This window comes from Methylosinus sp. Sm6, assembly GCF_019802345.1.
Classification (GTDB): domain Bacteria; phylum Pseudomonadota; class Alphaproteobacteria; order Rhizobiales; family Beijerinckiaceae; genus Methylosinus.
The window spans coordinates 133856-154155 of the sequence record NZ_JAINDZ010000004.1 but is presented as its reverse complement, the minus strand read 5'-3'; the positions used below and the strand labels follow the sequence as shown (position 1 = coordinate 154155).

The following is a 20300-nucleotide window of genomic DNA, read 5'->3' as shown; positions in this document are numbered from 1 at the left end:
GCCTGTCTGTCAGCCGGGAATGGACTCGTTGTGCGAAACGACCGGGATCGGCGGCGAGACGGCGATGATGCGAGCCTGAGCTTCGACGGCCTTGCGCAGCGCCAGAGGCAGGACCTCGCCTGCGGGATCGCCGCCGCCGGTGCGGCCGAACAGCCAATCGAAGTCGAATTCGCCCGAGACGATCTTGGTCCCGTGCAGAAGTGAAACGTCTGTCCAGAACTCAGCGCCGCCGCCGCCTTTCGCATCGACGCGCAGGAACAGGCCGGGATCGGCGGCATCGGCCTGCGGAAGCGTGAAGCCGTTCGCGACCGTCGCCGCCGGCGTCATGCGGCCGTCCGCGCGCAATTGCCGGACTTTGACGCTGTCGGCGCAGATGTGCAATTCGAGCGCCTTGGCGAAAGGCTTTCCGTCGTCGACGGCGAGCAGCGTCTCGAATTGCAACGTTATGCCGGCGGTCGTGCGCAGGGTGAATTTCACGCTGGCGAACTTGCGCACATGCGAGTCAGGGCCGACAAGCCGCATCAGCAGCCGTAAGGCGCCTCCCTGGCGGAACCCGGTCGCCATCAGATCGAAATAGGCCTCGCGGTAGGTCGGCGGAGCCGCGAGGCTGTGATCGCACAGGATCGCGGCCGGCGTCTCGAACTCGACGATGCGCACGCAATCCTCCGCCGGATATTCCGCCCCTCCTTCGTCGGGCGGGGTCAGCGGCGTCGCGTTCCCGGCGAGCACCGCCGAGCGGCAAAAGGTCTCGACCGGCCGCCCCGGCTCGCGGATATAGCGCGTCGTCAGCGCTGCGAGATGGCGGTGGACGTACAGCGGGTACTCGCTGAAAAAAGTCGAGGACACCGGCCAAGTGGCGGCGGCTTCGCCTTCGCGCTTGAGAACGATGCGCTTGTGGTCGGAGGTCAGCATGGCGACGACGCTGTTGAACCGCGCCGGCTCGGCGGTCAGGGTCTGCCCGACTTCGGCGGGTTTATGCGCCGCGGTATGCACGAAGTCGAAGTCGCGGCTGATCCGCGTCCAGGCGAGGAACGTCGGGGCGCTCGACGTGGCCGTTCTCACCCGAGCGTTGGCCGCAGGGAAAAGCTTGACGAAGGCGGGCTTGGTGCCCGGCCCCTCGCCGGTCGGCGGCGACCATTCGAAGCTCGCCAGCATCACCGTGGCGCTGCTGCGGCCCTTGGCCGTGTCGGCGGTAAGGCTGGCGTGCAGAGAAAGCGCGTAGCGTTCTGGCGCGATCGGTTGATGCAGCAGGATCAGCCGCTTTGACATCGCGGGGTCCAGCCGCGCGACGGCGACATCTTGCTCCTCGGCTCCGGCGACGTAGCCGTCGACAGGGAGCTTGGTCGCGCGCGCTTCGAAGACGCCGCCCACTTTCGTCACGAACAGGAGCCGCGCCGAACTGTCGATCGCGGCGCCGAATTTCAGCAAATCCATCTCGCCTATCGGCTCGAACTCGATCCACCAGGCCCGCTCGGCGTCCAGTGCGTCGGTAATGGACTGCGGTTGCTCGACAGTCCATTCGGGATCAATGTGACGGCGCAGCGACACTCCCAGGAAATGCTCTTCGAGCGGCTGCTTCTCCGTCACGCCGCCGACGGCGAACGGCGCTAGCGTCACCAGACTGTTCGGGAAGGCCGGCGCGCTCGCCCCGCCGGTGTCGAACGTGAGCCCGACCGGACCCTCAACGGTCAAAGTCATTCCGAGCGCGAGCGTCTCGTCGAGCGGACGATAATCGAGGTATGGAGTCGGACCGATCTCCTTGCGCGACCGCAGGATCTCCACGGGTTGGTTGTCGTCGGCGAAACCATAGCCGAAGCCGATCTTGATCTCGGCGTCGATCCGGTCGGCGAGGCCGCCGCGCGCGAACGGCGGCTCCTGCAAGACGGCGAGGATCGGCGGCGCCGTCCGTTCGTCGTCCTCGCCCTGCGGCGCCGTCGTCAGCGGAATCAGCGCCCGCAGTTGCGGCCGCGTCAGGAGGATGCGCGCGGGTTCCGCCAGCATCGCGACGCGCATCGTCCAAGCCGTCGCCGGATCCCTTGGCTGGGCTTTCCAGGCTTCGAGTTCGGATCGGACGCGCAACGCGCCGGCGTAGCGCGAGCGCAAAGTGAACCGGTGGCGGAAATAGGTCGCCGAAGGCGCGTCCCACATGTGCGTTTGCAGCGATGTGCGCGAGGGCAGGGGCAGAAGCGCCTTCGTGACGGTTTGCGCGTCGAAGTTCGAGCGGTCGAAGAAGGCTTCGGCTTCGAACTGGACTACTTCGCCGTCGTCGTATTTGAGAGGAAGCGCAGAATCAATCGGCGCATCCGGATAGGCGCGATGGTCGCGCGGCGCGATGTGGCGATAGATCGGCCGCCCCGTCGGGCGCCAGCGCTGCGAGGTCACGTCGATCTCGCCGATGAGGCGCCAGAAGCGCGTTCGCTCGCTCCGGTTGGCGTCCGGCAGACGATCGTTCGTGACGATCTCGTAGCGCCGCGAGCCCGTAACCGGCTGCGAGACGATCATGTCGCTGGCGAGCGACGGCGCTCCGTCCTTCTGCGCGTCCGTAAAGGCCAGCATCGTCTCGATCCTGACGGCGGCGGCCGGGAAGGCGACAAACTTGTTCTCGAGGCAGCGGGTCGCGAACTGCAGCAGGCGCGAGTCGAAAACGGCGGGTCGCGGGGGATGCGCAGCAAGATCCCCTTGGAAATCCTCGGAGCGCACGAGCGCATCCACAGACAGCCGCGCCACATGACCGTCCGGGACCTTGACGGCGAAAGCTGCACCTTCAGACGGTTGAAGAACGACAGCGTCGCCGCGGGACAGTTCGACCGTGCAGAAGAACGCCTGTTCGATCTTGTTGAAAATCTTCTGCTTGAGGTTATCCACGTCCCAGTCGACGTCTTGCGTCAGACTATCGACAATGCCCTTGAGCCGCCCGAAAAGGTTGAAGGTCGCGGTTTTCGGCTCGGCAGCCGCTCCCGCCAATTGGTCGAGCACGACAAGCTCCAGCCGCAATTGCTCCACGGCGAGATCGGGCAGCCGATCGAGCGCGGCGGCGAGTTCCTTGTCGAGGTGGCGCATGACATAGGCGGTGAGCAGCGCGCGTTCGAAGCGGTCAACTTTGGCGGCGTCGTCGCCCGGCAGCAGGCGCTGGCGCAGATCCGAATTGCCGAGCCAGCGGTCGAAGTCGAGATAGCCGACGCGCGGCGCATGCACCCTGACCGTCACCGCTTTGCTGAGCCCGGCAACCCAGTTGTCGCCGCCGGGCGCCATCAGCAGCACGGGCGCTTCGACGCCGTCGGGCGAGCGCGCGCCGACGTCCGCGCAGGTCATGACGGATGGGGAATTCGCTTCAAGGACGAGACGCAGCCAGAGCGCGTCGGACTTTGCATCGAACTCCTGCGTCTGGGTCTGGTCGCCGTAGCCGATCGTCAACGCGACGCGTAGTGGACTGACGGAATCGTGCGGATCGCTGCGCTTTGCCGTGGAGGCGATGCGGATCGACGTCACCTCGGCGAGCGTGAGCGCGTTCGTGTTTTCCAGGAGAAATGGGATTCCGGCCGCATTTGGGTCGGACGCCGGCCCGTCGAAGAAGCGCAGACGCAACCGCTCCGGCGCCCCGGTCCACCGCAGGTCCGTGAGGCTCGATACATTAGTCATTTCGGCGACGGTGGCGCTGCCGATAACGAGCGCCCCGCGCCCATCCGACTCGCGAAAAAGGTCTCGCGCGCCGTTGAAAGCGCGATCCGCGAAAAGGCCGATGCGGGGATAGTCGGACGCGAGCGGCGTAACGCCCGTTATCGGCGCTCCGATCCGCAGCGGGGCCACGCCGGCGCGCACTTCCTCCATCGCCGCCTGGCCAATCGCGGTGCGGCGGCTGTCGTCGGTCTCGGCGATCAACGCGCTGTCCGGCGCCTCGAGGTCCGCGCCGGGCATCCATGGATGTTTTCGCGGGCCCTGTACTTTCAGGGGCAGCGAGCCGGCGTTGGTCGTGACGAAGGCGAAGCTCTGGAACCTGCGCCCGTAGGCCAGACGCGGAGTGCGAGCGAAGCCCGCCGCCGAGGAGGACCCCACCTGGTAGAAGGGCGGGGCGCGGCCGCCCGCGTCGGCCTCGCTGTCCGGCAGACGGGTCTGCGACAATTCGCTGCTGGCGAACGGAAAGCCCTGGTATTCGACAAACATCGGCGCGCGGCCCTCGACCGCCGCTGGCAGCATCGGATGGATCACGCCGCTGGCCCTGCCCCCGGCCCCGTCTTTCCACGCGAGATCGGCGAGATTGGCGTGTGCCCACGGGTTGTCGCCGTCCGCGGCCCTGTCGAGGCGCCGGATGCCGACTGCGACGCCGTTCAGATGCTTGGCGAAGGCGTCGATCCGCGATCCGTCGATGTCGCCGGCGATCTGGATGGCGAGCGGTGGCGGCGCAGTGTCGGGCGCGAAGCGAGCGGTGGCGTCGAAAAGCGTGTCGAGCGGCATGACAGCAGCGAGATAGGCGTGTTCGAGACGCGTCGCGACGAGCGTCTTCTGGCCGGCGTTGCCAGGGAATTCCGGCGTCGGGGCGACGTCGAGCAGCGGACCGAAGACGCCGAGCTGCGGTGGGCGCGCGTCGTCGCCGAGCAGGCGTTTGACAAAGTAATTGGCCTCCCTGACGGTCTTGCGGAAGTCCTTCGATGCGTCGGCCGCCGCGGCGTTCGCCGTTTTCAGCGCCGCCTTCAGGAACTCGCCGCCCGCCGCGACCCGGATCGCCTCGGCGCCGTTGAACGGTCCGGTGAGCCGCTCGCGGAATTGGCTCCAGGCGATCGGCGTCCCCTGCATCGCCACGGCCTTGATGAGCGCGTCGTCGCCGCCCCGATTGATGGCTGCGGCGTAGGCCTCGGCGAATTTCTGCGCTGGTGGACCCGCGAGGTTCGGGGCGCTTGTCTCGATCCATCGCAAAATCGCTTCCTCGGCTCCGCCCTCATCCTGCAGCCGCTGCTCGGCGTTGAAGAGCGCCCGCACCAGCAGGTCGAGACCATTGCCCTTGATATCGCCGTCGAACTCCGTCGCGTCGCCGTCAAAGCGGCGCAGAAGCGCGTCTAAATACCGGATCTGGAGCGGCGCGTTGGCGGCGATCGCCTCGAGGCCGTGCACGTGGCGCAACGCCTTCACCAGCGCACGGCGGTCGGGCGTGCTCTGCGCGAGCGGGCTTTCCCTCATGGCCTTGCGCAAGGCCTCGGCGACAATCGATCCCCGCACGTCTTCGCGCTTCAGTTGCAGAACTTCCGGAAGGCCGCCGAGCGCGTCGAGCAGCGCGCTGACGAACGGCTCAAGCAGCGGCCCTTCGGAGGTCGGCTTGAGCATGCCAATATCAAGGTTGTCGAGCGCCGCGCAGAGGCTCGCGGCGGCGGCCCAGGCGGCGACCGGAGACACAGACACGCCGCCTCCTTCCGCTGGCGCCGGCTCGAAAAGGTCTCCATATTCGGCCTCGTCCGTATCCTCGCCGGGACGGAGGGGCAGAGCCAGCGCCAGCGTCGGCGCCGTGAGAGAGGCCGCGCGCGCCTCGAACCAGCGCGTGGCGCGTCGCAGATTGTCGGCGTCGGGGTAGACCTTGAAGAAGCCGTCCGCGGTCAGGGCATCCTCCACCGTCGTCAGGTCGAGCGGTTTCGGGTCCGTCAGCAGGTCGACGCGACAAATGATTTCGCCGAAGCCGCCGAGCGGATCGTATTTGACCTCCCAGACCGGGTCGCCGGGCGCGTTCATCAGAGTGGGCGCATGAGGGCGCTCGCTGGGATCGGCGAAATAGGGGAGCAGCATATAAGGCTTGCCGACGACCGGCGGCCTCAGCAGATGGGTGAGCGCGAATTTGTGCGCGATGGGCGCGTTCCAGGCCTGCGCGGCGCGCAGCCGGTGCGTTGCTCCGACCTTCGTCGAATCAACCTCGGTCTCCTTCCCGGCCTCTTCACTCTCCGCGCTCGACCAGTAGCGGCGCTTCTCCTTCCTCGGATCGAGCTTATCCAGCCAAGCGAACAGATCTGCGGGATCGGCGAACGGAGTTTCGGACTCCTGGTCGGCCTCCGGCCTGACGATGGCGAGCGCGGGACCCGGGTCGATGGACCAGACGTAGAACTGGACCTTCTGAACGGCCTGCAGAAACTTCTCGAAGAGGGCGCGCGCATCGTGTTCCTCGCCAGCGCCGGGCGTGCCGCCCGTATCGGAGCGGCATTCGAAGCTGAGGTTGATCGCGAACAGGGGTTTCGTGCTGTCGCCGGGGTGATAGGAGGCTGGCTCGGCGTCCGCTAGACAATGGACAATTTTGGTAAGCGCCATCGCTCAGCTCCTTGCGCCTTGCAGCGACTTCGCCTTGTTCCGGAGTTCCTGCGAAACGTCGGCGGTGACCCCCGTCTGCGTCATCGTTTCGGATCTGCCGCCGCGCAGCTTGTATCTGACGCCCGCGCGCGCCGAGATCTTGAACAACCGGCTTATGCGTATCTCGACCGTGAGTGATCCGTCGGCGTCGACCTGACCACTGTCGCGGTAGGTCATGCGCAGCATCACCACGATGCCGACCGTCACAATGCCGACGACGTCGACGTGCCCGGCGATCACAAGTACCGCGGCGACGGTAAGGCCGCCGCCGGGCCGGCCCAGCGTCTTGCGATAGCTCAGCGCCGCCGAGAGCGTGATGAACACCTGCCCGGAGAACGGGCCGAACGCGAAAGCGAGCGAGGCCGACCCGCCGGCGCTCGCCTCCACCGCGACCGAAAGTTCGCTGTCGAACGGCCGGTATTCGGCGTCAACCTGAACGTAGCCAGCCCCGCCGATGATGAAGATCGAGAAGATAAACGGCCGCTCTATCGTCGAGAGGTTGAAGCGGTTGGCGAGCACGAATTCGGGACAGGCGGCCAGCTTGAAACGGTTGCCGATCGCGATGTTCGAGACGCCGCTGGTGCCGAAATTCAGCGCGATCGGCGGCATCGCGAATTCGTGCTCGACGCCGACAGGAATGCCGTCGATCTTGATGACCTTCAGGCCGCCGATCTCGTCGGGGAACAGCGTCGAGAGGAAGTCCTGGATGAACTTGAAGCTCGGGTTGAGCCTGATGTTCTTGGGGTCAAATTCGACCTGCAGGCCTTTCTCGCGCGTGAAGGCGAGCGCGAATTTCTCGAACCGCACCATGGACTGGCCGCCGACCACGGTGTCGATGGTCGTGTCGATGCGGCCGAAACCGCTCTCCGTCACCTGACTCTGATCCTTGGAGGCCTCCAGCCGCACCTGGCCGGTGACGGTCATGTCGATGAAGTCGGCGGCAAAAGGTCCGACAGCGAACAGATTGCGCCGGCCGAAGATCGGCGCCTTGATGTCGACCTGCACCCAGGCGCGCGCCTGCGCCTTGTCGAAATCATGCGTGACCTTGATGGCGTCGGCCATACCCGTTGGGAGCTTGCAGCCGCTGAGGAGCTTGTCGAACTTGACGCCGCCGAGATTGCGGAAGACCGAGGCGAACTCAAATTTCGAGAGGTCGACCGGCAGCAGGCGGTCCCCGATCTTGTCGAAATTGAGAGAAAGGCCTAGCGCCTTCAATTCGTCGCCGAGCACGTTGAAGAGCGCCTTGGTCTCGGTCGTGTCGATGATATCGGACAGTTCGTTGTAGCCGGAGCGGATGCGGTCGATGTCGGCCTTTAGGCTTGCGATCTCCGGCGCCGAGCTGACCGCCGAATAGAGTTTCAGCACGTTCGATGGTGCCGCCATGAGGCCGCCGTCGCCGATATGCCCAGCGGCGGCGAACACGCGGTCGGCGTACATGCCAGCGGTCTCGACGGACCGGCTCAGGTCGTTCTGCAGGCCGCGCACCGTGCGGTCGAAGGCCTTGACGGACTTGATTAGCTTTTCGGCCTTGTTCGGGAGGTCGCCGACCGCTTCGTCAATCGAGTGGTTCAGAGCTTGGTGCGCAGCTTGCAGCTGCTCGTCGAGATATGTCTGAACGTCTCCCGCGAGCGCGCCCGCGTATTTGCTGACCCGGTCGAGATCCTCGTACACGGCGCTGCACGCCTGTGAAACTTCGTCGACGCCCGCGAGTTCGGCGACGGTCAGTTTGCGGATGGTCCGGCCGACGGTCTCGCTCAAGGACGCGATGGCGTTGCGCAGACCGGCTTTCGCCAGCGCTGGCTGGCCGTCGAGGTCTTCCGGCAGGCCGCCGAGAAGTTCCACAAGCGCGGGCCTCACTGCCTTTTCGATCACCAGCTGCTTCATCAAGCCGGAGGGCGAGAGAGCAGTCGAGGCGTCTTCCAGCGCCTCGGCGACGTCATCGGCGACGGGCGCGATCCGCTCAGGGACGACCCGCGCGTCTCTCTGAATATCCGCGAGCGCGCTCTCCAGAGCCTGGCGGGTCGAGACGACCAGGGGCTCGATGATGTCGCCGAGCCTGATCAGCTTTTCCGCGAGAGCTGTGGTCAAGGCCGTCGCCTGCTGGTCGACGTCGGGCCAGATCGCGGCGAAGGCCGCCTGGACTTCGGTGAAGCCGGCGTATGCGAATTCCGCCGCGAGCGCCAATAGCTCCGCGTCCTTTCCGGCGGCAAGCTTCGCCAGTTTGGCGAGCTCGGAGCCAGCCATGGCAATGGCCTCGCTTATCTGAGTGAGCCCGTTGTCGGCCGCCTGCTCCACGCTCTCGAGCGCCGCGCGCGCCTTGGGGGCCTGCGCGCGTGCTTCGAGGGCGACCTGACGCAGCGCAGCGAGCGCGTCCTGGCCGCGTTGCTTGAGTTTGATGAGCCTTTCGTCGTTGTTGTCTTTGATCGCGGCGACAGCCTGCGACGCCGGATCGAAACGGGCCAGGGCGTTGTCGATCAGACCGGCGCCGGCTTCCGGCGCCAGCGCGTCGAGCGGCGCGTGGAAGTCGTGGAAGAGACAATCAACAGCCTTGCGCGCCGAGACCAGGCCGGCGAGAGCCTGCGCTTGGTTGCTGGAAATCGCGGCCAGTTCCTTTGCGAGATTGCCGGCGATCGACTGGCTGACCTCGCTGAGTTCGACGGCGAGGCGCTGCCTCGCTTCGCCTACGGCGCTCTCGACCTCCCCGGCGACGTTGCCTACGCAGGCCTGCAGGCCAACGAGGAACGCCCGCCGTCTTTGGTCCGACCACGGCTTGTCGCGATCGTAGGCGCTGGCGTATTGCTCGACGCGCTGCCGTGCCCGCGCGATCAGCGCCTCGAATTCGATCTCCGCGTCCACGAGTACGGCGCGCGCCTTTTCGACGCCCTCTCGGACATTGCCAAGGTCGTGGCTGATGTCGGAGAAAAGCGGGCTGATGTGAGCCGACACCTGGCCAACCATATTTTCGATAACGGCGGTTTTCTGGGATATGTGCGGGAGACCGGCGATGATCTTGTCCGCGTCCGCCGCCAAATCGCTGATCGCCGTGCAGATCAGCATCTCCTTGCGCCTAATCTGTCCGACGGCGTCGGTTTTCACCTTTTCGCAAAAGGCGACGCCGGAGGTGAGCTTCTTTATGTCGATGTTCGCAAGAGCTCTCAGCCTGTCCTTCAGCGGGTCCGGCCGTTGCTTCAGGGCGGTGACGACGGCGCCTGAAAGGTCGGGCCATGCAACGTCGAGCTCGCGCTTGATTCTTTTGACGTCGTCTGCGTTATGGGCGCCGGCGGCGGCGATCAGTTCGTCTTTCAGAGCCTTCAGCTTTGTCGCGCTGTCGTTCCCGATCGCCGCATTCTGCCCGTCGGCGCTCCAGTACTCGAGCGAGTTTATTTCGGGGGCGACGATGGCGCCCTGATTGTTGAGATTGAGCGCCTCCTTAAGGTTGGATTGCAACGGCTTCGCATCGGCATAGGACGCGCGCATGAAGGTCACGGCCTGGAGCCCGACGAAAACCGGCTTGCCGGCGCGGCCGGCGTTGATCGCCGTCTTCTGCGCCGCCGGGGCAAGGCGCCAGGTGAACCGGCGCAGTCCCGGCAGGATCCGGCTCACCGACTGCTGCCGGGCGTCGACCGAGCTGGCGGGGTCATCGGTCCGCTTGGGGTCGAAGCGCTCGTAGATCGCCTTCGCATACGGCATGTTGACGAAGTCGAGACCGAGGCGGGAAGGCCATTGATTGGTGTCGCTCGTCGTGGCCTTCAGGTCGGCGAAGAAGAAGAGATAGTCGAGATCGAGGCATTCCTGCGCGGCGGTCGGCCTGTCGCCATCGCCTTCCGCGACGGTGACGAAGGCGACGTCCGGCATCGGATAGACCTGCGGCCGCTCGCGCGCGCTGAGTCGGTTCCAGAGCGGAATCCGCCAACCGTAGTCTTCGACGTCCGTGCTCCAGGCGCTGTCGACGTTGATGATCTTCGAGTTGAAGCGCACGCGGTCGAGAAAGCCGGCGCTGCGCGGCGCGGCGTTGGGAAAATCGGGATAGGCCCGTTCCGGCTCGAGGATTTCGACGTATTCGCGCACCTTGCGCAGGATCGGCCGTTGCGAGCGGCTCTGTTGGGGATCGTCTTGCGCCTTGGGCGCGAACTGCGCCGAGGCGTTGACGGTGCGCTCGTAGATGACGACATGTTTGGCGCGGTGCCAGTGCGCGCAGATGCGGCCGAGCACCTCGACCTTCTGCCGCTCGACATGGCCGTTGCGCGTCTCGCTCAGGATGGTGACGAGGCCGTTGAGAAATTCCGCCTTCTGCGAGGCATCGCCGCCGAGCGGCGAGAGGGCGATCGATTCGATCGCGCCGCCGCGTGAGTCGGGCCGGGCGAGCAGAATGTTGAACAGATTCGCGGATTCCACGGGCCAGAGCGCGCCGCCGCTGAGGCCCTGCGGATGCTTGCGCGGCTTGCCGCTGTCGTTCTGAGGCTGCGGCGGCTTTCCGTAATCGGCGGGGAGTTCGTCCGGGCCGTCGGCGGTGCGCCGCAGCACGGCCGGGCGGTGAAGCGCCGTCGCGCGAAGCGCGAAGCTGACGCCTTCGGAGAACCGCGCGGGGGCGAAGTCGACGGGCGATTCGGGATCGCGCGCCCAAAGCTCCAGTCTTTCCTGCCGGCGTGCGAGCACGCGGGAGAGCTTGTCCCAGCGTCCGCTCAGCGCGCGATCGGCCGCTTTTTCGCGAGCGGCGCCGACGACACGGCCAGTCAAGGCCTCGATCTCGGCGACGCGCGCGAGGCGCGCGACCGAACTCTCCCGGGCAACGTCCACGCCGACCGTCAGGCCATAGAGGAACTCGGCGCGGAAGAAAGCAAGCGACGCGCCGAGCCCGTATTCGCCGCGCTGGCGGAAGATGTCGTAGCTCGCTTGTTCCGGCATGAAATAGCCGCGCGCAACGTCGCTCGGCCGGATCCAGATTTCCGCCGCCGGGATGAGCCGGTACTCGACGGCGCGCCGGCGCAGGTCTTTCTTGGCGTCGTCGGTGTCGTCGACATATGGCCTCGGCGGCGTCTCCGCCGAGGTCTCGAGGAGATCATGGATTTCGAGCCGGCGAGGCTTGTCGGCGCTTTCTCCCACCGCCTGCGGCGGCAGCACGTAATGGTAATAGTCGGTGACGCGGCGAAACTGCCAGATCCGGTCGTTGCTGCTATAGTTCGCCACGGACGCGCTTTCGAGGTCGCCGCGCGCGCCGAGCGCCCGCTGCGTGAAACGCAGCAGCGAGAACGGCTCTTGCGACAGCACGACATAGTCGCGGTCGGTTTCCCGCGCGGCCGTTTCGTCGAGGATTTCAACTTCAAGCAGACGGTCTTCCGTGGGCCCGATCGTTTCGGTCGCGATCAGGTGGAAACGCGCGTCGCCGCCGGAGCCACTGGAGCTCTGGGGTATCAGCAGCGGCGCCGGCCGGCCGCTGCGGTCGGCGCGTCCGACGTCGACGCCGACCGGCTCTATGCGGGACAGAGGCGCGGTGAGACGGAGCTGGACCGCCACGCGGCCGTCGGAAATTTCGATCGGTGCGGCGCCATAATTCACGCCGTAGCGCGCACCGGGGCCGCCGACCCTCAGACTGCCTTCGCCCCAGGACTCCCATACGCCGCCGCTATTCGCCGTCCGCTCGAACTGCAGCGACGATAGGTGGCCGCTCCAGCGGACCGGTCCCTTCGCGTGGATGAGATATGAGGCGAAGAAGGGCTCGCCGCTTTCAATCGCCGCCTCGTCGTCCCGTCGCCAGTTGTCATCGCTTCTGAGGATGAACAGGCAGCGGCGGCGGCCGGTCAGAAAGTTCGGCCCGTCGGCGTACACCTCAAGCGAAGCTGAGACGCCCATGTCGATTTCGCTGATCACGTCGGAGAGGGCGGCGAGGCTCAGTCGCAGCCGGCGGCGCACGTACACAGTCTTGGGCGTCGCGCTCGGCTTAGGCCCCGGCCGCCCCCACTCGACCAGATTGTCCTTGTTGCGGAAAGACGCGGGAAGCTTGGGCGAGAAGAGAACGAATCTCGCCGTCTGAATCGCAGCGACGCCTGTGAGATCCGGCAGGAAGGATTGCGGCTGGCCGGCCTCCGCCGTCTCAAGTCCCGCGCGCGCGGCGCTCATCGCGTAGGCGCCCTGCGCCAGCGCGCCGGCGGTGAGAATTTCCCCGTCGACGGGACGCCCCGCGAAAGCGTCTCCGACACCTTCGTCCCACATGAGCTTGAACGAGCACTTGAGATCCCACGTGGCGTCGCGGTCCTTGAAGATCGAGGCGTCGTCGATCCCCCAAGTCAGGCGGCATTCCACGAGGACGGCAGAGGCGGTTCTGAGCCAGCCACCCGTCTCACGAGCAAGACAGAGCCCCAGTCCGCCATACGAGCGCACGTCCTCTTCGCGGGGCGGGACGGGATCGCGATCGACGGCGATCCGCATCCGGTAGATCAGCTCGTTGCCGGTCACGCGCAGGAACTGATCGGAGGCTTTGACAGCTTCCAGCCTGAGCCACGCCTTGGATTCGGGGACATTGAATCCGCTTCGCCACAGGACGTCGAACAGGAAGGCCTCTCCGCCCGTCGGCCAGAATTCCTCGGGTGTGACGCCGCGATTGCCTTCGAACGGAACGAGGACGCGCCCGGCGCCCGCGCGCCGCGCCGAGAAACCGAACGCGCCGAGGCGCGGCGGATGCGGGAGCTTGTCGTCGTCGAACTTGAAAGAAGCATTCCCGCCGCCGAGCCAGCCGCCGACGAGCGTCGTAAAATCGGTGATCGCGGCAGCCGGTCGGCTTGTCAGATAGACCGCACCAAACGGAAAGGCCGCGGGGTTGTTTTCCCCCGCCGAGGTCAGGGTGCTGCGCCGGGTCGGCAAGGGGAGATGCAGGTTGAAGCGGAAGAGCGAATGCCCCTCGTTCCGGAAGACGACAAGCTCGCTGTGCGTCGTTGAGCCGGCCCGATAGACGCATTCGCTCACCAGCGGCCAGCGCAGGTCGAGCGACGGCTTGCCGTCGCTGTATTGATCGATCAGAAAGGCGCCGCGAAAGGCGACCCCGTCGGGCTTGTCGGTCTCCTTTTCCTCGTCGATCCAGATGGACGCGGCCTTGTCTCGGTTGTCGGCGAACCATTTGGGCGCGTCGTCAACGAGATAGAGGTTATTGTCCGGCGTCTCGGGCTCGGCGTTGACGCCCTTCGGTAGCCAGTGCACCAGCGCGCGCAGATCGGGAAAGCCAGTCTTCAGCGCGAAGTAGATCTCGATCGTCCCCAATTGCTTTGTCGAACCTGGTTGCGGCGTCAGAGTGGGCGGCCAATCGAAATCGCCGTAAAGCCTGAATGCGAGACGCATGGCGAGCCGCCCTCAAAATGGAGGTCCTCACTGCGAAGACGCTTGTGGCTGTTCAATGCACGGAGCGCGTTCCGGTTGCTTGGATGCCGACTGACGCTCCGCCCGAGATAGCGTCGCGTTAGTCAGTGCAAATAACGCTCAATGTCTAAAGAGCTCCCCAAGCCCAGCGCTGTCACAAGGTCAATGCCGAAAGCTTGCACAGAGTGTCGCACGTGGCAAGTAGCGTTGTCGCCCATGATCGATGTCAACGCATGCTGTGCAATTCGCCTCACTCATAAAGCCGACTTAGCTGCGCAGCTTCGCTCTTCCCTCGATTTTGAAAAGGCGGCCCACGGCGTAGGGATGCAGCTCTCAGCGACTACAGCTGCCTTCTGATCCACCCGCCGCGTCCTTCGATGCCCCGCGCCCGTGATGATCTCGATCTGCCGAGTCGGCGCCACTTCAGGCTCCGATATATGTTTACGCTCTGAAATCGACATGTATCCGACCCCCTAATCTGCACCTCCGGGGGGCACCTCGCGCGCGCGCTTCACGTGAGCCCTCGCTCGTCTTTCTAGATCGTCGGCGAGTTTAAAGCGTTTCTGGCGATTGCCGTGTAGAGAGAAGATTTTCTCACCGATATGCCGGCCAAGCCGCCGATAGCTTTCAAACTGGGATTCGACAAAAAACTGATTGAGGGTGGTCTCGTGCGGAAAGCTCGAATGCGCCGTAGCGTAGCTCCAGATATCCTGCGACTCGTCGCCATGAATCGCGGGCTTTACGTAGATGAGCACGCCCGAATTTTCGCCGCCCTCCGGCTGTTCGCGATAAGTGATTTTCGCGACGGCGCAATATGGCCAACGGCCGCGCGTCTTCGGCCAATTAATCAGGCCAAGGCCGCGAATTTCGTCGCCGAAATCCGCCTCTGTCGTCTCGAACTCTATCTCGACGCCAAAGTCGACCCGGGCCTTGCGAATGGCTCCGCCCAGCTCCGCGAACTCGAATTTCTCGTCCTTCCCAGCGTCGACGACCACGATCGTGCGGCAGCGGCGGCGCAACATTTCATAGACGCCGAGGTTATCAAAATGGCCGCCATCGCTGAGATGAACGAAAGGCGTCTCGTCACTGGACCAGCCGAGAAGCTCTGTAGCTAGGTAGCGGAGCGCGAACTGCGGGCCCGCCTTCTTCCATGCCGTGTCATCCTTGGGATTGCCCAACCACCAACCGAGACGCGCATTGAACAAGGTCATGAGAAAGGCCAGCGGCGGCGACGAATTATAGCCCATGGAGGGGCTGACGGCCGCTCCTGAGATCGCCATGGCGGTGCCGAGAGTAATCCCCGCGCCGTATTCCTTGGTGGGTCGGTATCCGAGGTGCGGATTGCCGACAGCGAGAGGCGTCACGGTAAACGATGACGCTTTCCGCTCCTGCCGAGCCAGACTCGGTGAGCGCGCCAAATTCAGACATAGATTAACGACGTGGAGCGGCTTGTGCGTGTCGAGCTCATGCATTTTCACATTGTCGCGGTCGTCGAGGCCGGTGAATAGATTCGGCCAACGATCGATGTTCGAGGCTCCGAGATAGGCGCGCACTAGGCGATTGCGGTAGCAGGCGTGCAGCGAGAAAACATTGATATTGATGACGATGCTGGCGAGGGCGATCCATACGAGAAGGAATACGAAAGTTAGTTCCCAGTCGGTCAGCGTTAGCGTTGCGAACATCTTCGAGGCTGCCCATTCAAAGATGCTCGTCAGAGCGATTGCGAGAGTCACGAAGAACAAGATTGCCCCAGCGAGGGCGAGGCGCGTCCATTTTATCTTGTCCACCGGGCCCGCGTTTACGCTTTCGCCTTTTCCCGACGCCGTGCTGAAGCCGAAATAGGCGGCGGCGCCTCCGGCAAGCAGTCCCGGCAGAGTCTTAAACAGCCCCGGTAGAGCAGTGAAAGTCTTGAGCGGCTCTGTCAACCAATCGGTTTTTAAGGCTTTGATTAGGTTCGACCAAGGCGTCAACACGAGCACGGCCGTGATCGACCAAACGAGCAGCACCACCATGAGCAGCCCGCCAGCACGCGCCATCCACTCGCGGACGACCTCCCGATCGACGTGGTCCCAACTGATGCCGGTTACGCCGGTGAAAAGAACGCTTCCCGCGAGATGCGCGAGAACGGCTCCGGCAACGCCCAAAATCAGGCAATACTGGGCATCGAGGGAGCACTTTCGGAACAGGACGAAGGCTAGCGTTAATCCAACGCCCGCCCCGAGCCCGCCGACAAAGCGGGCGAGGACGAGCCACAGCCAAGACGAATCGAAATCCCAACCACGGTCTCGCCAACCACGGTCTCGCTTGTAGAGGAGCCAAACCACCTTGTAGAGGAGCCAAACCAGCGGAAACGCTAGAAGGAAGGAAAGCGTCCAGACCAGAGCGGATATTGCCGCGAACCAGCCTAGGGCGGCCGTCCATGTGATCTCAGCAGCATTCACGTCGACAGACAGGGCGGAAGCAAGGAAGGCCGAGATGAAAATCAAAGGAACATTCAACCAAGCGACGAGGATTTCGCTTGCGCCGAAACCACCGTGCGCTTGCGCCCGCCCTGCGAACCGCGATGGGGAACCCTGTAATGGCGCATTGTCCCGCCTCTGCGCGCCGATGAGTTGCGTGCTTGTGAACAACTCGGACAGGGCGTAGGCCACGCCAGCCAACAGGAGCAGGTTGGAACGGCCCCCGCCCCACACCCAGTGTTCGGGCACGGACAGGGCTCGGACATACCCGAAGAACACTGCGGCGGCCGTCACAATACCGATCAACAGCAGGAAGGCGGGTAAGAAATGCAGCCAATTCAGGAGCAGATTGCCGAGATAGGTGGCGAAGGTCGTCCAGAGGTCCAGCGACATGAGGCCGCGACGCGGCGTCAGATAGCTGGTGTAGCTCCTGAGCATCTCGACCTCGATAGGCTCACGTCTGAATGGGGGCGCCGCGCCGTCGTCACCGGCGAGTTTTGGCTCGATTTTTTTCATCGATGGGGCGATGCACTCTTCCCTCTCCTCCTCCTCGCTACCGCAGCGGGACGCGAGTCCCTCGTTACTGTCCGCGATGTCTGCGAGCTTGGCCAAGGCGCTCTTTTTGGCTTCGGCAAGCCCCTCGCACTGCTTGACCTGGTCACGAGCGACTTCTAGGGATCGCTTTAGATCTGGCCGGTTCAATGCGGCGGCTTTCTTTTCCGCCTGTTCAAGGCATTGCAATACGACAGTGGTGGTCGCAGCGGTTTTGACGCCTCTGTCAGCCTCATGCGCCAGTTGGCCGGCGGCGCGCCTCCTATCTTTCTCATGTTTGCGCCAGGCGGAAAGCCATGCGCCGATGTAGCCGCCACCCGACACCGTGGAGATATAGTCGAACCCCGACAGCAGCTTATACTGCGCCAGCGCTTGTAGAACGCCTAGGCAGAAGCTCGCGCTGCGAATCCCGCCCCCGGAAAGACACAGCGCCGTGAGCTCCTCCTGAAAGAGCCGCCGCGCGAAGTCCGGTGAAACGTCTTCTGGGGGAAGCCGAGGCCCGGCCTGCGACAGGGTTGCAGGCGGATAATAAGCTGGATGAATAGATATCGGAGGCCGCCGCTCGAAGTGGCGACCTAGCGCCTCCAGCTCTTCGAGAATGGCCCCCTCGACGCCCTGGTGCGTGACTTCCACGTCGTCGAACTCGGCGCAAGGCCCGATTGCTTTTTTGCTCGATGTCTCGGACATTGGTCGCGTTCCCCCATAAGGAATAACAGGGCGCTCTGGACGAGCGGAGCAGAGGTCTAAGCCGAAGCGAAACGCGTCTAGAACGCCGCTCGACGGTCATCAGCGGTTCTGCGGTAACACCGATTTGCAACTCGCAACGCAACCATCGAAACTGCCCCAGGAGAAATTTGCCTGGCTGCGCCTGCCCACCGGTACGGAAGAACTCGAACACACGATCGAGTTGGACGAGGGCCTTCCAGAACCTATTCCTATATTAGGGATCATAGGCCGATGATGGGGAATTTCAGCTGGAGTTGTCGAGCAGGTGTCTTCCCACCGCGTGTATGGGACCTTCGGCCGACATTCTCGAGTTCCGTCGTGCGACGTCATGTCGGACTCTCACGATGACGACAAGAAATGCGACCTCACGTAGGGCGAGTTGCGCCGACGAGAAGGGCCGGGATACGACAACAGTCGCGCTCTACATTAGATTGCAGTCGGAGTTGGCGCGCCGTCTCCAGGCGTCGTCAACTAGAGCTGATAGATATAGGATTTCCTGGAAGGGATCCTCGGTGACGCCAATTGTCCGGACAAACGCAATGTTTTTGCATTATCCCACACTTTGACATGCTCTCCGGAAACTTCGTTATCAGCGACGCCAAAGGGACAAACGCTACATGACCACGATTTTCAAACCTTGCCTGAAAATCCCGACATTACAATAGAAGCCACCAGGGACGTCCGAAATTTTTCGCCGCGCTGCGGTCCAGCACCACAACGGAGAATTTCGAGTATCTTTCGCTCGGATCTTTCGTCATTGTCATCGGCCGGCTCCATCATGTCTTCGCCAACTCCGAGCGCTGCGTCGAGCGCAGCCTCACTCGCCGCCGGCTGTAACAGCCACTCCCCTTCCAACCGTTCGAGATCGGGCAGCTCGCCAGGCTGGCGAGGCCGAAGGCTTCGAGAAACCTCTGCGTCGTCACATAAGCGAACGATCTCCGCGGGCGTCGCCTGCTGCAGACAGGCGATCGCCGCGAGCACCAACGGTTCGGTCGGCGTCAATTCCGGCGCGCCAGCGGCGCGCGGTTCGCCGAAATTCGCCGCTTGGATCATTATCGCGCAATCCGGCGATCGCCGCCGCCGCCGCGGCGGTCGAGGCGCACAGCGCGAGTCGGCGTCGCCACGCGCTCGCGCAGGGCGGCTCGGTCCGCTCGAAGAGCGCCAAGCCGACGCCGACGACGGCGCCCGGCGGAAGCCGCGCCCAGCTTGGAAAAACAATGTCGGATAACGTGTTAGATGGGTTCGTCGATGCCGCAGGATAGCGGGGGCTGTGAATCGGCTCGACGCGTTGACCCCCAATCGGCAAGGGGTTACAAACCTAAGCCGTTGATTTTTCTTGTATATTATTGTGGCCTCCACGCCGATTGGGGGTCAACGTGCCGCGCCGAATGACACTCTACGGCAGGAGGGTCGTCTATCACGGCAAGGTCGAAGGCGTCTCGCCGGGCTCGGGCAGCGTGTTCGCGCTGCTCGCGCTCGACAACGCCGCCGGCAATTTCATCCACATCGTGCAGCGCGTTCCCGTGCGCATCGCCTTGCGCGCCGATGAGCTGGAGCAGAACCCGCGGCGCCCCGGCCTGTCGACCGTGACGACGATCGACCTGCGCGACGACCAACCCCCTGCCGACGACTCTCGAGTGACGACCACATCGGCCGAATATGCGCCGACGATTTATGACGACGATCTCGCGCAGGGAAAGGCGATGGCGGAAGAAGTCGTGAAGCAGAATCTCGTCGGCGGCGCCGTCGAGGCCGAGCGCGGCTGCGTACTCGGCGAGTGACGCGACGGTGGCCGAGCGTTGATCGTTCGCCCACCTGTATGCGTCAGGCCGGCGAAAAGCGCTCGCTGAAGATGCGATCGTGTGGGACGCCTCCTGCGAGAGCGACGGCCTCCGTCGCTTCGATGAGCTTCGGCGGTCCGCAGACATAAATGTCGGGACGCGTGGAGCTGTCGGCGAGGGCGGCGGCGAGCGCTTCCGCTGGCGTTCCGGCAAAGCCGGACCAATCCGGCCCCGGCCTCCAGACGCAAAGCGTCGCGCCGAAGCCGGGCAGCGACTTCGACAGCTCTTCCACCACATCGGTCGCGAAGAGTTCGTCCTGCGTGTTGACGCCGAAAAACAGGTGCGACTCGCGCGCATCGCCGAGCTCTGCCATTTGACGCAGCATGGACAATATCGGCGCGACCCCCGTGCCGCCGGCGACGAACCAACGCGGCGCCTGGCTGCCGTCGTCGACGATGAAGCTGCCTTGCGGACCTTTGACATGAAGAACGTCGCCGATTTCGGCGCGGCCCGCTAGATAGGCCGAGAAAGCCCCCTGCGGATGCAGCCGAATCGATAACTCCAGCGTTCCCTCCCAATTGGGCGTGTTGGCGAGCGAATAGGCGCGGGTGATCGACGTTCCTGGAAGCGTGAGCTCCATGAATTGCCCGGGGATGAATTCCGCCGCGCGTCCATGCGTGGGATCGTCCTCATACCGAAGAACGAGCCGGACGGCGCCGGCGCCCGCGGGCCCGACATCGGTGATGCGGGCGCGGCGCTCGGGAATGCGAGAAAAGCCGATGACGGCTTTGTCGAACGGCGCTGTCAGCTCGAGATCGCTATGCGCCGCGGCGCGACACAACAGAATGTCGCCGGCGGCGCGGTCGGCGTCGGTGAGCGCCGACCGGCTGTAAGACCCGAGCGCCACGACGCCAGCTTTGCGCGTCACGCGGCAGGTTCCACAGCCGCCTTCGCGGCAGGCGGCGGGCAGAAAAATATTCGCCTTCGCGGCTGCGTCGAGCAGCGTGTCGGAGGGATCGGCGTCGAAAACGAGCGACGCGCCATCGCGCGTGACGAGATTGACCTTGAACATGCGGGAGATCCGATGTGGGATTTCGCTTCGCCCGGGCGTCTC

The 20300-nt window shown here is 64.4% G+C and carries 6 protein-coding genes; 1 reads left to right on the top strand and 5 read right to left on the bottom strand.

The window, feature by feature from the left end:
• Positions 1-9: 9 nt before the first annotated feature.
• The 4 genes from K3F48_RS04635 to K3F48_RS04620 all read right to left on the bottom strand — a co-directional run bounded on the left by K3F48_RS04635 (position 10) and on the right by K3F48_RS04620 (position 18458).
• Entirely contained in the window at positions 10-6282 is a 6273-nt protein-coding gene (locus tag K3F48_RS04635) for a hypothetical protein (protein ID WP_222574246.1), read from the bottom strand.
• A gap of 3 nt (positions 6283-6285) precedes the next feature.
• On the bottom strand, positions 6286-13650 hold the full coding sequence (locus K3F48_RS04630; RefSeq protein ID WP_222574245.1) for a hypothetical protein: 7365 nt from the start codon (positions 13648-13650) through the stop codon (positions 6286-6288).
• 491 nt (positions 13651-14141) lie between these two features.
• The gene (locus K3F48_RS04625) at positions 14142-17366 is read right to left on the bottom strand and encodes a patatin-like phospholipase family protein (protein ID WP_222574244.1); all 3225 of its coding nucleotides are present in this window, start codon (positions 17364-17366) and stop codon (positions 14142-14144) included.
• Between the two features lie 669 nt (positions 17367-18035).
• Positions 18036-18458 (bottom strand): hypothetical protein, encoded by a 423-nt coding sequence (locus tag K3F48_RS04620; protein ID WP_222574243.1) that lies wholly within the window; start codon positions 18456-18458, stop codon positions 18036-18038.
• A gap of 335 nt (positions 18459-18793) precedes the next feature.
• Between K3F48_RS04620 and K3F48_RS04615 the strand changes: the two genes are divergently transcribed.
• Positions 18794-19186: a hypothetical protein gene (locus K3F48_RS04615; RefSeq protein ID WP_222574242.1), complete on the top strand. Its 393-nt coding sequence runs from the start codon at positions 18794-18796 to the stop codon at positions 19184-19186.
• 43 nt (positions 19187-19229) lie between these two features.
• Here the strand turns inward: K3F48_RS04615 and K3F48_RS04610 are convergent, their stop codons facing one another.
• Entirely contained in the window at positions 19230-20258 is a 1029-nt protein-coding gene (locus K3F48_RS04610) for a 2Fe-2S iron-sulfur cluster-binding protein (protein WP_222574241.1), read from the bottom strand.
• Between the last annotated feature and the right edge of the window lie 42 nt (positions 20259-20300).